This is a genomic window from Verrucosispora sioxanthis, from assembly GCF_010560025.1.
In the GTDB taxonomy this organism is placed as follows: domain Bacteria; phylum Actinomycetota; class Actinomycetes; order Mycobacteriales; family Micromonosporaceae; genus Micromonospora; species Micromonospora palythoicola.
Map to the genome: position 1 here is coordinate 434,468 of NZ_SAIY01000002.1, position 15,793 is coordinate 450,260.

Genomic DNA, 15,793 nt, shown 5'->3' on the forward strand with positions numbered 1-15,793 from the left:
TGCTGGCGAAACCCAATGAGCCGTTTTGATCTGAGTTGATCACGGTGTCGACGGCCACGCCGTCGCCAGTGGAAAGCGTGGTCGCACGTCCGCCAGGACCGCCCGGACCGCCGCGACCGGCCGTTTGGTGACGTAGAAGTGGTCACCGTCGATCACCTGGGCGCGGAAGTCGCCACTGGTCTGCTCCCGCCAGGCCGCCGCCTCCTCGGGGCTCACCTCCGGATCACGGTCGCCGCAGATCGCGGTGATCGCGGTCCGCAGCGGTGCCGCCGTGGCGGGCCGGTACCGCTCGATCAACCGGTAGTCGGCGCGCAGGCTCGGCAACACCATCTCCCGCATCCCCGGCTGAGCGAGCAGGGACTCGTCGGTCCCGCCGAGCCGGCGCAGGTCCGCCAGGAGCGCCTCGTCACCACCGGAGTGGACGGCGGTGGGACGCTGCCGATGCGGAGCGGGGCGGCCGGAGACGAAGAGCCGCAGCAGGGGACGCCCGATCCGCTCCTCCAGCCGTCGGGTGACCTCGACGGCGACCGCCGCACCCATGCTGTGTCCGAAGACGGCCATGGTCGGCCCGGCCATCGACGCGAGCGCAGCCGCGATCGGGTCGGCCAGTTCCGGCATGGTCACCGCGCACGGCTCGTCGGCGCGGTCCTGCCGGCCCGGGTACTGGACCGCCATGAGCTCCACATCCCTCGGCAGCAGCCGTGCCCATCTATGGTAAAAGCTCGCGGCCCCGCCGGCATGGGGAAGCGCCACCAGTCGTACCCGCGGCCGCCCACCCGGCGCGTCCGCGGTGGTGAGCCGGCGCAACCAGCGCTGACCAGTTGTGATCATCACGGGACTTCGACCTCCTTCACGGACAGCGGTCGCGGTGCGGGCCCGTCGAGCGACTCCGGCGGGCCGAGACGGCGGCTCGCGTCCCGCCAGGCTCCGGCGACGGCGAGTTGGGGCTGCCCGATCGGGAGCGGGTCGGCACCGTCCCGGGCCGCGCGGTGCAACCCGGCCAACGCCCGGCCGGCCGCCGCCGGCCACAGCTCCCCCACGATGCTCCGGTAGCTGGGTGCCTCGGCCGGCCCGAGCGGGCTGGCACTGGGATAGTCCAGGTGCTCACCCGGACTCTCGTCCAGCCGACTGCCGGCCTGTCCCTGCTCCGGGAAGTGCGGACGCGGGCTCCAGATGAGCGGGCCGTGGGTGTTCAGGAGGGTCAGGTTCCCGCCCGAGGCGCCGACACTGATTCGGTGCAACAGGTGGGCGTGGTTGTCCGGATCCCTCAGGTGCAGCTGGTTCTGCACCCGCAGGGTCACCGGCACCCCGTGCACCTCACCGACCAGGGTGGCGAACCCGCCAGCCGACGGCACCGACTCCGCGAACGACCACGGACGGAGCCCGCCCAGCGCCAGCCGCAGGATGTCGAACAGGTGATAGAAGACCTGGAGCCCACAGGTCGCGTCGAGATGGAGCAGCGGCTGCTTGTCGGCGAGCGCCCGGGTCACGGCGATGAACCGCCGGACCGGCTCCACCTCCACGTAGTGGGTGCTGACCTGGTACATCACCCCGGCCCGGCGGGCGGTACGCAGGGCGGCGGTCAGCTCGTCCTGATGCACCGGCCCCTCCTGGAGGACATGGATGCCGCGCCCCATCAGCCGCTGCGCGAGTTCGGTGCCGGCACCGCCGTTCACCCCGGCGTAGACCGCGACCACCGCGAGGTCGACCTCCGGGGGGAGATCGTCCGGATCGGTGTAGAGCGGCACCCCGGACCGCTCGGCGCAGGCCACCGAGCGTGCGCTGCCACGGGCCAGCACACCGGCCAACCGCAGCGACGGCTCGGCACGTTCCAGGGCCCGCAGGTAGACCCGGCCGAAGCCGGTCCCGCAGACCACCACGTTCCCGGTCACAGCGCCCCCTCCTCGACCATCGCCGGCCGGTCGACAAGCTCCAGCTGGCGTACGCTCGGCGCGGCCGCCAACCGCTGCATCACCCGGGCCGGATCGAGCACCTCGCCCGCGTGGTGCGAACCGGGCGGCACCTCGCCGGCGAGCACCGCCCGGACGGTGAGCACCGCCGCCTCCGCGGTCAACCGGTAGCTGTCCGCCGCCCGCAGCGCCAGCGTCCGGGTCACCGGGCGACCCTGCGCGGCCCCGTCGAGTTGCAGGACGATGAGCTGGTACGTCGACCTGCCGAAGGTCTCCAACTCGGCCGCCCGCACCAGTCGGTCCGCGGCCGGGTCGATCTGGGCGGGGTCCACGGTGCTCAGTGCCCGCAGCGCCTGCTCCCCGTCGAAGACGTGGTACCAGCGCACCTCGGCGAGCCCGAGCGTGGCCGCCAGCCGCTCGGCCTCGGTGCTGAGGAACGGATGCGCGGTGACCCGGCCCGGAAAGTACGGCAGCTCGACCCGGTCCAGCGGGGTCAGGGCACCCGGCACCCGGCGACCTTCCCGCCACGCGGCCAGCGACCGACCGGCCCCCTCGACCATCCCGGCCACGTAGTCCCGGGCGGCGCCGGGAGTGAACCGGTCGCGCCCGCCGGAGTACGCGGTCAGCCGGTCGAGCCGGTCGAATCCCGCAGCGGCCAGCGCCCGGGGCAGCACGAAGGTCAACCCCGGCGTCATCCCCGCGCCGACCACGACGCGGCGGCCGGTGGGCAGGCCGGGGTACCGGTGTTCGCCGGCCGCACCGACGTAGTCGGCCCCGGCGGCCACCGCCGCCCGCACCACGCCGGCCTCGGCCCGGTACGCCGGGGCGGTGCAGTCGACGACGACCGCGCAGCCGGCCGCGAACTCGGCGAGGCGGTGCCGGTCGGCGGCGTCCACGAGGGCGGTGGCCTCCCGGGGTACGCCGGTCTCCCGGGCGACCTCGGTCAGCGGCCCGGGCCGCCGGCCGCCGATCCGCAGCCGGACATCCGCCGACGCCAGCAGCTCGACCACCGCCGACCCGACCGCGCCGTAGCAGCCGAGCACTCCGACCACCGGGCTCGTCACCGCGCCTCCCGGTGTACCTCGGCCAACACGTCGGCGACCCGCCGGACGTGCGGTGGCCGCAGGCAGGAGAAGTGGTCGCCGGGGACATCCACCACGGAGAGGTCGCCCAGACAGACGTCCCGCCAGTAGTCGGTCATGTCCCGCCGCAGCCAGGGCAGGAACCCGGTGTCCTCCCGCTCCCGCAGGAACGTGATGTCCCCGGCGTACGGCGTGGCCTCGTGCCGGGTCACCGCGCTCATGCTGTGCCGGTAGAGGTCGTAGAGACCGCCCAGTTCCACCGGGCCGGTCGCGGCCTCGGACTGACCGGCCAACAGCCGCTCCACGGCGGCCAGTCGGCCCGGCTGAGGCGTCTGCCGCAGCGCCGCGAACTTCGCCGCGGCCCCGGTCAGGGCCGGGTCACCGGTCAGCCCGTCCAGCGCCCCAGCCGGGACCCGGCCGGGGGTACGCGCCAGGACCTCCTGGAAGGCACGGGCGGTCGCCTCGTCATCCGGGTAACCCAACGCCTCGGTGTCCAGGTCGAGCAGCCGGGCGAAGACATACTCCAGCACCAGCTCGTCCTCGATTGTGTGCGGCAGGCTGTAGCTGCTGATGATGGTCAGGCTGGCTACCGTGGCGCCGGACTCGGTGAGTTGCCGGGCGACCTCCAGCGCGAGCAGGCCGCCCATGCAGTAGCCGACCACGTGGAACCGGGCCGCGCCGGTCTCCAGCAGTCTGCGGGTGTAATCGCCGGCCCGGCGCTCGACCAGCCCGGCCGGATCCTCGCTCTGGTACGGATCGTCGCCGGTCACCGCCAGACCGACCACCGGTCCGGAGTCGCCCAGCAAGGGCACCAGGCTCCGGTACGCGGCCAGCGTCCCGACCCCGTCGTGCACCAGCACCCGCACCTCGTCACCGGGCGCGTCGACCAGCGGCAGCAGGGGAGAGCTCGGCTCCGCCGGAGCGCTCGGATCGTCGACCCGGTGCTGCCCGGCCCGCAGGTGTTCGGCGAGGGCGGCCACCGTGGGCCGGTTGAGGACCACCCGGAGCAGGGTGTCGTAGGGAACCTCACCCGCCTCGGGCACCTCCTCCCGGAGCCGGCCGGCCAGCCGCGCGGTCAGCAGGGAATCTCCACCCAGCTGATAGAAGTCCTGCTCCCGGCCGACCCGGGGCACCTGGAGCAGGTCCGCCCAGACCGCGGCGATCCGCTGTTCCAACTCATCGGAAGGGGCGGCGTCCACCGGCTGGGCGGCGGTGCCGTCCCGGACCACCCAGCCGGCCAGTGCCGCCGGGTCGACCTTGCCGTTGCCGGTCAGCGGCAGCGCGTCGACGACCTGCACCTGCGCGGGGAGCATGTACTCGGGTACCCGCTCGGCGCAGTGGCGCAGCAGGTCGGCCGGGCGGACGTCCGCCCGGTCCGCCTTGAACCGGGCGGCGAAGACGTGTTGGCCGAGCGGTTCGGTCACGTCGCCGGCACCGGGCAGGTCGAGCAGTAGGTCCGCGCCGGCGTCGGTGAGCAGTCCCCGCCACTGCGCCACGTCCAGGAAGGTCTGGTCCCGGCCTCGCCGCAGGTCGTCGTAGTCCCATTTGGCCGGGTCCTTCTCCGGCATCATGAACTCCATCGACGTCATGATCTGCACGTTCTCCCGGGTGGTCTCGATGAAGACCAGCCACCCACCGGGAGCGAGCAGCTCACGGAGCCGACCCAGCACCACCGCCGCGTCCCGGGAGTTGTGCAGCACGTTGGCGCAGAGCACGACGTCGAAGCTGTTCGGCAGGTAACCCTGGGCCCTCGGGTCGGTGTTGATGTCCAGCAGCCCGTACGACGCCCGGTCACCGAAGCGCTGCTGCGCCTCGGTGAGGAAGAACTGGGACACGTCGGTGAAGAGGTAGTCCACACCGGCGTCGGCGAGAGCCGGGATCAGCACGGTGCTGGTGCCGCCCACGCCGGCTCCGACCTCCAGCACCCGCAGCGTCTCCGGCCGGCTCTCGGTCAGCTCGCGGAGCAGGCCCACGACCGCGTGGTTGACGTATCGGCTGATCACGTTGTCGCGGTAGGCGGCGTAGGAGATGTCGAGCCGCCCCTCGGGGAAGAGCAGCGGCAGCGGGTCCAGTTCGTCGCGCAGCAGTCGCGGCAGCGACTCGGTGCTGGTCCGGAAGTAGTCGATCAGCTTCGCCGGGTACTGGTCCTCCCGCTGCAACTCGTCCACGGCCGCCCAGGCGTCCTTCAGATCGTCGGCACCGATCCGGCGGCAGGCGGCGTACCGGCCGTCGCGTTCGGTCAGCAACCCGGCCCGGACCAGGGCGTTGAGCCAGCGCCGGACCAGCCGGTGGTGCCGGGGTGCGGTCTCGGTCCGGTCGAGAATCTCCGCCGTGTCGTGGGTCTCCTCCGGCGAGCGGAAGAGTCCCCGCTCCGTGAGCGCGCGCAGCATCCCGAGCAGACCCGCGCGGTCCAGTCGTCGCATGAACTCGGCCAGCTCGGCCGCGTCGACGTCGTCGGTGGTCGCGTCGCCAGAGGTGGCCGCGGCGGCGAGCAGCCGGTGCCGCTCGTCGTCCGCCCGGTCCGCGACTCCGGCCGCGGTCTGCACGAAGGCGACGAGCCGTCGACGCATCGCCTCCGTCCCGTCCACCAGCACATGCGCCGCCGCGACCCCTTCGGCGGTGGCCAGCGCCGCCTCGACCTCGGCCAGCTCGATCCGGTGTCCCCTGATCTTGACCTGGCGGTCCTGCCGGCCGAGGAACTCCAGCGTCCCGTCGGGGTGGTAGGTCCCGACGTCTCCCGTGCGGTAGAGCCGGCCGTGCTGCGGATGGTCGACGAACCGCTCGTCGGTCCGCTCCGGGTCGCCGAGGTAGCCCAGGGCCAGGCCCGCCCCGCCGATGTGCAGCTCGCCCGGGACGTGATCCGGGCTGGGACGCTGCCAACGGTCCAGGACGTGGAAGCTCTGGTTGGTCAGGGGCCGGCCGTACGGGATGCTCCGCCAGCCCGGGTCCACCTCGTCGATCGGGTGGAAGATCGACCAGATCGCCGCCTCGGTCGCACCACCGAGGCTGACCATGCGCAGTCCGGGCAGCAGCTCCCGGGCCCGGTCGGGAAGGCCGACCGGAATCCAGTCCCCGCTGAGCAGGGCGAGCCGCAACGCGTCGAGGTCCGCCCGGGGCTCCACCGCCAGGTAGTCAGCGAGTAGCTGCAGCTGCGCGGGTACCGAGTTCCAGACGGTCACCCGGTGTTCGGCGAGCAGCTCCGCCCAGTGCGCCGGGTCGCCCCGGCGGTCGGCCGCCGGCAGCACCAGTTGTCCGCCGAGGCCGAGAAGTCCGAAGAGGTCGTACACCGAGAGGTCGAAGCCGAGCCCCGCGAGGGCGAGCACCCGGTCGTCGGCGGTGACGGCGAAGCGGCGGTTGACATCGTGGACGGTGTTCAACGCCGCCCGGTGCGAGATCATCACGCCCTTCGGCGTACCGGTGGAGCCCGAGGTGTAGATCACGTAGGCCAGGTCGTCCGGGTGGCGGCCGGGATTCGGGACGTCAGCCGGGCCGGGGTCGACAGAGTCGACGAAGAGCGTGCCCGGCGGTGGCGGCGTCGGCGACCAGGACTGGCCCAGCACCCGCCGGACCCCGGCGTCGGCGAGGATCCGGTCCCGCCGGGCCGGCGGTTGGGCGGCGTCCAGGGGCAGGTAGGCGCCGCCGGCGAGCAGCACGCCGAGCACCCCCACCACCTGCTCCCAGCCCTTCTCCATCGCCAGGGCCACGATCTCCCCCGGCTGACAGCCGTCGGACCGGAGCGCGGCAGCCACTGCCGAGGCCCGACCGAGCAGCTCCCGGTAGGTCATTTCGCCGCCGGGTCCGGCCACCGCGACCCGGTCCGGGTACCGCCGGGCCGCCGCGACCACGTCGTCGGTCAGCAGCCCCTCGGGCAGTGGCCCGGCGGTGTCGTTGGCGGCGGCCCTGGACCGGTGCTGCGTAGACGGCAGGTCGACCGGGGATGGCAGCTGCCAGGCCTCCGGTTCGGTGGCGAGCCGGTGCAGCAACGCGGAAAGCTCGCCGAACATGTCGTCGACCACGCCATCGGGGAAGATCCCCTCGCGGACGTCCCACCGGACGGTCAACGCACCCCGCTCGACCAGGGCCTGGGCGTCGATCCAGACCTGGGGGGTCTGGCTGCGGCCGTAGCCGACCCGGCCGCTCAACCCGGTCTCGGATTCCGATTCGGACTCCTCGCCGAGGCCGAGGGTACTGGTGAAGACGACCGGCATCAGCGCCGCCGACCGGCCGCGTTCGCGGGCCAGTTCCCGCATCACCGACACGCCACTGAACTGACGATGGTCCATGTCCACCCAGAGCCGGTCCTGTACCGCGCGGGCCCGCTCGGCGAAGCCGTGCTCCGGCGCGGTCTCCACCGCCAGGAGGCTGACCGTGGTGAAGTCACCGACCAGCCGCCCGATCTGCGGATGCACCGGCTCCCGGTTGAGCAGGGTCAGGTTGAGACAGAACCGGGGGTTGCTGCTCCACCGGCCGATCACCTCGGCGACCGCCGCGAGCACCACGGTCGAGGGGGTGAGCCGCTGCTCCCGGGCCGCCCGCTGCAGTGCCGTCCAGCGCTGCGCGGCAACGGTGGTCGACAGCCGACGGAACCGGCCCGGTGTCCGCTGATCCGGCCGGCCGGCAGGATCGGCGTCGCCGCGCTGCCGGACCGGCAGCTCCGGCGCCCCCGGTAGCTCAGGCAGGCGGTCCAGCCAGTAGGCCCGGTCCCGCTCGTACCGGCTCCCCTCCCGACTGCCGCGCTCGGCGAGCAGGTAGTCCCGGAAGGTGATCTCCAGCTCCGGCAGCTCCACTCCGTCGTACGCCTGGTGCAGCTCGTCGAGGAGCACCTGGATGCTCAGGTAGTCGGCGATCAGGAAGTCCACCGACACGTGCAGGATGGTTCGATCGTCGGTACGGGTCAGTCGCAGCTCGAACAGCGGCCACTGGCGCGGGTCGTACGCCCGGTGGTCCAGCTCGTCCCGGGTGGCGAGCAGAGCGGAACTCACCTCACCGGCTGCGGCGCCCCGCAGGTCGGTCACCGCGATCCGGTACCGGGGCACCTCCGGCCGTACCTGCTGGTACCCGTCGAGGTCGAAGCTGGCGCGCAGCATGCCGTGGCGGCGCACCAACAGGTTCCACGCCTCCTCCAGCCGCGCCGGATCGAGCGACTGATACTCCATCTCGGCGTAGACCTGGCAGGGCACGTCGCCGTAGTCGAAGGCGTCCCGCCGGCCGAGCAGGTACGCCAACTGCACGTCGGTGAGCGGGAACGGATCGTGCTGGTGCTCCGGATCGGGTGTCACGGTGGCGGTCTCCGCGTCCAGGCACGCCAGCACGGCCTCCCGGTTGGCGGTGAGCTGTTCCCGACGCTCCGGGGTGAGGACCCCCCTGGGCGCCCGGAAGCGGAGCTGGCCGTCGTCCGCCCAGAGCTGCATGCCGAGATCGCGCAGGTCGGCGATCAGCTCGGCGGGCGTCGGTGTGGTCGTCGAGCGGGTCATAGCGCGCCTTCCTCAAAACCATCGATCAGCCGTGCCGTCCCGGCGACGGTGGGAGCGGCGAAAAGCTGCCGCAACGGAATGTCCACCCCGAACCGATCGCGCAGCGCGGCGGCGAGCCGGGCGGCGAGTTGACTGTCCCCGCCGAGGGCGATGAAGTTCTCCTCCCGGCCCACGCCGGGCAGGTCCAGCAGGCTGGCCCAGATCGCGGCGACCGCCTCCTCGACCGGGCCCCGAGGCGGCTCGCCGGGCTCGACCGGGGCACCGTCCTCCTCGGCCAGCTTCTCCAGAGCGGACCGGTCGACCTTGCCGTTGGCCGTCAGCGGCAGCTCGTCGAGCAGGAGGCAGACGCCGGGCACCGCGTAGCTCGGCAGCCGAGCGGCGACGAACTCCTCAAGACCGGCGAGGTCCTCGTCGCCGCGACCGGCCTCGGGTACGCCGAAGGCGACCAGCCGGGGCGGCCGGCCGACCGCGACGGCGGCGGCCGCGCTCAGCGCGGGGTAGGCGGCCAACGCCGCGGTCACCTCGCCCAGTTCGATCCGGTGCCCACGAACCTTCACCTGGTGGTCGGTCCGACCGAGGAACTCGAGCGTGCCGTCGGGCCAGTAGCGGCCCAGATCTCCGGTGCGGTACCAGCGCTCTCCGGCGTAGTCGACGAAACGTTCCCGGGTGCGTTCCGGGTCGTTGCGGTACCCGGTGGCCACTCCGGTGCCCCCGATCCACAGTTCCCCCGGGACCCAGTCGGGGCAGTCCCGGCCCCGGTCGTCGACCACCCGGTACCGCTGATTGCGCAGCGGCAGGCCGTACGGGACGGCGGTCCACGTCTGCGGCACCTCGGTGACCTCGATGGCGTTGGACCAGATGGCGGCCTCGGTGGCACCGCCGAGCGCCACGAACCGGCAGCCGTCGAACGTCGCCGCCACCCGGCCCGGCAGGTCCACCCCCACCCAGTCGCCGGAGACCAGAACCAGCCGCAGCCCCGGTGCCGGGGCTGGTGCGTCGCCGGAGAGCGCCACCAGCAGCATGTCCAGCAGCGCCGGGACGCTGTTCCACAGCGTCACCCGGTGCTCGCGGCACAGTCGCAGCCAGGCCTGGGGTTCCCGTCGCTCCCGTTCGGCGGGGAGCACCACGGCACCACCGGCGGCGAGCGGTCCGAAGATGTCGTACACCGACAGGTCGAAGTCGAGCGCCGAGACGGCGAGGACCCGATCGGTCTCGCGTACCCCGAACCGCTCGTTGACATCGTCGACGGTGTTCCCGGCCGCGCGGTGGGTGAGTTCCACACCCTTCGGCTGGCCGGTCGAGCCGGAGGTGAAGATCACGTACGCCGGGGAGTCCGGGTCCAGCGGCACCGGACCGGCCGTCGCGGTGGCCCGGACCGCGTCGGTGAGTGGCAGCGCCCGCACGGTCTCCGGCCAGTCCCGGGCGGCGGTGTCGGTGAGGACCAGGCGCACCCCGGCGTCGGCGAAGATCCGATCCCGGCGCAGTGCCGGCTGCTCCACCCCGCACGGCACGTACACCGCCCCGGCGGCCAGTACGCCGAGGACCGCGACCACCTGCTCCGGCCCCTTGGGCAGCGTGATCCCGACCGGGTCACCAGCGCGGACACCGTGCCCGAGCAGCGCACCGGCCACCCGCAGCGCTTGTCCGGCCAGTTCGCCGTAGGAAAGCTCACCACCCGCGCCGAGCAGCGCGACCCGCTCCGGGGCCTCGGCGGCCCGCCGGAAGAACGCGGTGTGCAGCAACCCGTCGGGTACCGGTCCAGCCGTCGCGTTCACGTCGGCCCGCACGATCCGCTGCTCGGGTGGGAGCAGCGCCGGCACCGGCACCTCCCAGCGGCCCTCGGCGAGCCACTCCAGCAGCCGCATGTACGCCGAGAACATCGCGTCGAGAACGCCGGCGGGGAACAGCTCCTCGACCGCGTCCCAGACCAGCAGCAGGCCGCCGGCCCGCTCCACCACCTGGTGGTCCAGCCAGACCTGCGGGGTCTGCGAGATTCCCCAGACCCGTTCGGCGAACGAGGGCTCGACCACGACATCGTCGGTGACCCCGAGCGTGCTGGTGAAGACCACCGGCATGCTGACGTCGAGGTTCCCCCGGCGCCGGGCCAACTCCCGCATCACCCACACCGCCGAGACGTCGCTGTGCGCCAGGTCCTCGCCCATCCTCCGCTGCATCCGGCGGGCGGCGTCGAGCCAGCTCTCGCCCGGTTCGGGCTGGTAGCCCACGAGCAGCAACGAGGTGAAGTCACCGAGCACGGCATCGATGTCCGGGTGCACGTCCCGACGGTCGAAGAGGGTCACGTTGACGGTGAGGTCGCTCCGGGCGCTCCAGGCGCCGAGTACCTCGGCGAAGGCGGTGGCCAGCAGGGTCGAGCCGGTCAGCCCGTACCGCTGCGCCAGCTCCCGCAGCCGGCGCCACCGCGACTCCGGAAGCTGCTGCTCCCGGCGGAGGAAGCGGGGCCGCTGGACGGTGGCGGGATCCCGGGCCAGCGGCAGGGCCGGTCCCTCGGGCAGGTCGTCGACCCGGCCCGCCCAGTACGACTCGGACTCGGTCCGGCTGGTCTCGTCCGGCCCGGCGGTGAGCACGTAGTCGCGGAACGAGACGCCGACCGGCGGCAGCTCGGCGTCGGGCCGGCGGTAGAAGGTGTCCACCTCACGCATCAGGATCATCGCGCTGAGCGCGTCGATGAGGATGCTGTCGATGCTCACCGCCAGCCGGGTCCGGTCGCCGTAGCGCACCGCCCGGACGTCGAACAGCGGCCAGCGGCCGGCGTCGAGGACCTGGTGCGACATCGCGTCCCGCTGCCGCGCGAGCACCTCCTCGGCGTCGCCGGGCCCGACCTCGACGACCGGGATCTCGAACCTCGGCACGCTGGGGAGAATCCGTTGCTCGCCGCTGGGCAGGAAGACCGCCCGGAGCATCTCGTGCCGCTCGATGACCCGGTTCCAGGCGTCGGTGAGCCGGTCCAGGTCGATCCCGGCGCCGTCGTACTCGGTGTAGAAATGGCAGCCGACACCGCCGAGGGCGAACGTGTCCGTACGGCCGACCCAGTAGGCCCGCTGCACGTCGGTCGGCGGGAAGGGGTCGTGCCGGTGCTCCGGATCGGGCCGCAACGTCGGCATCGGCCGCTGCGGGCCGCCGTGCCGGAGGTCGGCGGCGAAGCTGGCCAGCTCCGCGGTGTGGAAGAGCCGGCCGAGTTCGGCGTCGGCGAAGCCCGCAGCGTGCAGCTTGGAGATCATCCGGGTGGCGAGCAGGCTGTCCCCGCCGAGCGAGAAGAAGTTGTCCCACCGGCTCACGGCGGGCGTGCCGAGCAGTTCCGCCCAGATCCCGGCTACCGTCTCCTCGATTCCGCGCCGGGGCGGTTCCGCCGGTACCGGCGCCCAGGCATCCTCGACCCGGGCCGCGAGAGCCCGACGGTCCACCTTTCCGTTGCTGGTCAACGGCAGTTCGGTGACGCTGGTGACGCTGGCCGGGACCGAGTGGGCGGGAAGCCGCTCCCGGAGGAAGGCGAGCAGCCCCTCCTCGCTCGCGGACGGCCAACCCTCTTCGGCGCCGTCCGCCGCGGCCTCCGGACGCGGGACGATCGTCGCGGCCAGGCGGGTCGGCTCGCCGACCGCGAGCACCACGGCGGCGGCCACCGCCGGATGGGCCAGCAGCGCGGCCTCGACCTCGCCCAGCTCGATCCGGTGGCCGCGGATCTTAACCTGGTGGTCGGTCCGGCCGAGGAACTCGAGCGTGCCGTCGGGCCAGTACCGGCCCAGGTCACCGGTGCGGTACCAGCGGGTGCCGGCAACGGTCACGAAGGAGCGCCCGGTCGCCTCCGGATCCCCCCGGTAGCCGGTGGCGACCCCCAGGCCGCCGATCCACAGCTCGCCGGGAACCCAGTCGGGCCGGTCCCGACCCTGGGCGTCGACGACCCGGTACCGCTGGTTCCGCAGCGGCCGGCCGTAGGGAACGCTCGGCCAGTGGGCGGGCACCTCGGCCACCTCGACGTGGTTCGACCAGATCGCCGCCTCGGTGGCGCCGCCGAGGGCGACGAACCGGCAGTCACCGGTGGCGGTGACGGCGCGTCCCGGCAGGTCGAGACCGATCCAGTCGCCCGAGACCAGCACCAGGCGCAGCTCCGGCAACGTCCGGGCCGGCCCGTCGGGGTCGCCGGCGGCCAGCAGCAGCATGTCCAGCAGCGCGGGGACGGTGTTCCAGACGGTCACCCGGTGGGTGCGGCACAGCTCGACCCAGCGGTACGCGTCCCGCCGCTCGTCCTCCGCCACCAGCACCATGGCCCCGCCGACCGAGAGCAGTCCGAAGATGTCGTACACCGACAGGTCGAAGTCGAGCGCCGACACGGCGAGCACTCGGTCACTCCGGTCCACGCCGAACCGCTCGTTGACATCGTCGATGGTGTTCCGGGCCGCGATGTGGGTGATCTCCACCCCCTTGGGCTCGCCGGTCGAGCCGGACGTGAAGATCACGTACGCCGGGTCGGTCACCGGCACCGGGACGCAGCCGGCGAGGGGTTCCCGGGCCGCCGTCGTCGCGACCGGCACCAGCTCGATCTCGTCCGGCCAACCGGCGACGTCGCCGTCGGTGAGCACCACCCGTACCGACGCCCGCCGCAGCATCCGGGCCCGGCGGCCGGCGGCTGCTCCGGCCCGGCCGGCAGGTACGCCGCCCCGACGGCCAGCACGCCGAACACCGCCGCGATCTGCTCCGGGCTCTTCGGCAGGGTCACTCCCACCACGTCGCCCCGCCCGATGCCCCGGTCACGCAGGGCAGCGGCGATCCGCAGCGCGCGGTCGGCCAGCTCGCCGTAGCTGACCACGTGGTCCGCCGCGATCAGCGCGGCCCGACCCGGGTCGGTCGTCGCCCGGTCGAAGAAGTCCACGTGCAGCGGGCGGTCCGGCACCCTCCCGTCGGTGGCGTTCGCCGTGTCACGCACCGCCGACTGCGCCGCGGGGAGAAGCGCGGGGACCGGTCCGTCCCACTCGTCGCGGGCCAGCCAGTCCAGCAACCGCAGGTAGCCGGCGAACATGTCGTCGAGTACGCCGGGCGGGAAGAGCTCGGCCACCGCGTCCCACACCAGGTACAGGCCACCGTCGCGCTCGGTCACCTGGTGGTCCAGCCAGGCCTGCGGAGTCTGCGACAGCATCCAGCCGAGCCGGCCGAAGGTCCGTTGCACGTCCTCGCCCACCAGGTCGCCCATGCCGATCGCGCTGGTGAAGACGACCGGCGCCGGAATGCGGTCGTCGGTTCGGGTACGCGCGAGATCCCGGAGCACCTCGACGCCGGTGTACGAGCTGTGTCCGATCCCGGCTCGCAGCTGCTCCTGAAGTCCGCGTACCCGTTGCCGGAACGAGCTGGACTCGCGCAGGTCGACCTCGATCGGGAGCAGGTTGGTGAAGTCGGCGACGATCCACGCCACGTGGGGGTCGACGACCTCCCGGTCGAAGAGCGGCAGATTGAGCAGGAACCGCTGCTCGGCGCTCCAGGCGCCGAGCACCTCGGCGTAGGCGGTGGCGAGAACCATCGGCAGGGTGACCCCGTGCTGCCGGGCCAGCTGCTCCAGCCGCCCCCGCGCGGCCGGATCCAGCAGGTGGTCGCGTCGCTGGAACCGGGTCGTCTCGACCAGCGCCGGCTCGACGGCGAGCGGCAGTTGCGGACCGTCCGGCAGGTCGGGCAGGCGCTTGCGCCAGTACTCCCGGTCCCGCTCACGGGCCGGCCGGCGCCGGCTCTCCTGGTGCGCCAGGTACGTGGGGAAGCCGTACGGCAGCGGCGGCAGGTCCGCCTGCGGGCCGGCGCGGTAGAGACGGGTCAGGTCGGCCAGGATGATCTGGATGCTCAGGACGTCGGCGACGAGCAGGTCGAAGTTCAGATGCAGCCGGTGGCGCCCGCCGGGCAGCAGGCTGAGGCGCAGGTCGAACACCTCGCCCAGTTCGACCGCGAGGCGCCGGTGCGCCAGTTGGTCCCGCTCCGCGGCCAGCGCCGCGTCGACCTCGGCCGCACCGGCGGTACGCAGGTCGTGCACCAGCAGACCGAGCCAGGCCGGTTCGCGCTGGATCTGCTGGGTGCCGTCGTCGAGGAACCGGGCCCGCAGCAGGCCGTGCCGGCGCAGCAGGGCGCGCACCGCTTCCGCCAGCCGGTCCGGGTCGACAGGCCCGGTACCGACGGCTGCGCCGCCGTCGAACTCGACGTAGAAGTGGCAGCCGACCCCGCCGAGGACCTGGTCGTCCCGGCGGCCGATCCAGTAGGCGTGCTGCACCGGGGTCAACGGGAACGGCTCGGTCTCGTCGACCGGGTCGCCGTCGGCTGGCTCGGCCGATCCGGACTCCGCTGCGGGCCCGGCGGCCGCGAGCAGTTCCCACCATCGGTTGAGTACCGGCCTCTCGACCAGCTCCGCGAAGGTCAGCTCGGTGCCGCCGCGCCGCCACTGGTTCACCAGTTGCATCGTGCGCAGCGAGTCGAGGCCGAACTCGACCAGGTCGACGTCCGGGTCGATGTCGGCCGGTTCGACCCCCAACAGGCGGGCCACGTCGGTGCGCATCGCCTCGGCGGTCAGGCCGGGACCGGCCTGCGTCGGGGAGGCGTCCGAACCGGGTCCGCCGCCGGCCACGACGGCGGACGGCGAGTCGCCGGTGCTGCTCGACGCGGACCGACCGCCGGGCCGAGCCTCGTGCCGGTAGGCCACGGTGAGTTCGCCGGCCCGGAGCCGCCGCAGCACCTCGTGCCGCCAGGAAACGGCGCCATCGCTCGTATCGGCCGGCGGACCCGAACCGTCCAACTCCCCACCGGGGACCAGGCAGACGGTGCCGGGGGCCAGTCCGTGCCGATCCACCACTGCGCCCATGACCCGGCGGGCCAGCTCGGGTCCGCTGGCGCCGGCCGTTTCCAGAATCAGCGTCAGCTCCCCGCCGTACTCCGGCTGGATGGCGCAGACGTTTCCGGCGGCGGCCACGCACTCACGCACCGAAGCTTCGATCTCCCGCGCGTCGTATTGCACACCGTGCAGCTCGATTGCGTAATCGCTGAAATTGACCTCGTGGTATCTGTACGACACCCGACTCACGGTGCCACGGGATCGCACTCCACTCAACTCGAACAAGCGCGAGGAATAGCCTGTCTGCTACCACGCGAGGTACCCGAACGGGCACCAAGGATTACCTAAGTTATCGGCGTCGCACGCCTTGTCGCAGGCCGCTGAACCGGTTTCGAACAGGAACCATGCCGGCGCATAGCATATTTCTCGGGAGTGCACATCCGATGGCGGAAAAAATTCGTTCGAGCTGCTCGGGGTATCGCATCAGACACTTGCCGCCCATCTTCAGAGCGA

General features: G+C 72.8%; 6 protein-coding genes. All 6 read right to left on the bottom strand.

Translation table 11 applies throughout. The features are described from left to right. Window positions 1–39: 39 nt before the first annotated feature. The 6 genes from ENC19_RS07195 to ENC19_RS29940 are packed head-to-tail and all read right to left on the bottom strand — an operon-like array spanning window position 40 to window position 15,520. Complete coding sequence (locus tag ENC19_RS07195; RefSeq protein WP_164446330.1) at window positions 40–831, bottom strand: thioesterase II family protein; 792 nt, start codon at window positions 829–831, stop codon at window positions 40–42. Then, window positions 831–1,892 carry a Gfo/Idh/MocA family oxidoreductase gene (locus tag ENC19_RS31300; protein ID WP_164446332.1) on the bottom strand — a complete coding sequence of 354 codons (1,062 nt, stop codon included), beginning with the start codon at window positions 1,890–1,892 and terminating at the stop codon, window positions 831–833. Before ENC19_RS31300 ends, ENC19_RS07195 begins: the two co-directional genes overlap by 1 nt. Next, a complete protein-coding gene (locus ENC19_RS31305) occupies window positions 1,889–2,974 on the bottom strand; it encodes a saccharopine dehydrogenase NADP-binding domain-containing protein (protein WP_164446333.1) in 1,086 nt (361 codons plus the stop codon). Before ENC19_RS31305 ends, ENC19_RS31300 begins: the two co-directional genes overlap by 4 nt. Then, the gene (locus ENC19_RS07210) at window positions 2,971–8,466 is read right to left on the bottom strand and encodes a non-ribosomal peptide synthetase (RefSeq protein WP_164446334.1); all 5,496 of its coding nucleotides are present in this window, start codon (window positions 8,464–8,466) and stop codon (window positions 2,971–2,973) included. The genes ENC19_RS31305 and ENC19_RS07210 overlap by 4 nt, the downstream gene beginning before the upstream one ends. Further along, window positions 8,463–13,064, bottom strand: coding sequence for a non-ribosomal peptide synthetase (locus ENC19_RS07215; RefSeq protein WP_328824190.1), 4,602 nt, complete (start codon window positions 13,062–13,064; stop codon window positions 8,463–8,465). Before ENC19_RS07215 ends, ENC19_RS07210 begins: the two co-directional genes overlap by 4 nt. Continuing rightward, window positions 12,953–15,520 (bottom strand): condensation domain-containing protein, encoded by a 2,568-nt coding sequence (locus tag ENC19_RS29940; RefSeq protein ID WP_328824171.1) that lies wholly within the window; start codon window positions 15,518–15,520, stop codon window positions 12,953–12,955. Before ENC19_RS29940 ends, ENC19_RS07215 begins: the two co-directional genes overlap by 112 nt. Window positions 15,521–15,793 lie beyond the last annotated feature (273 nt).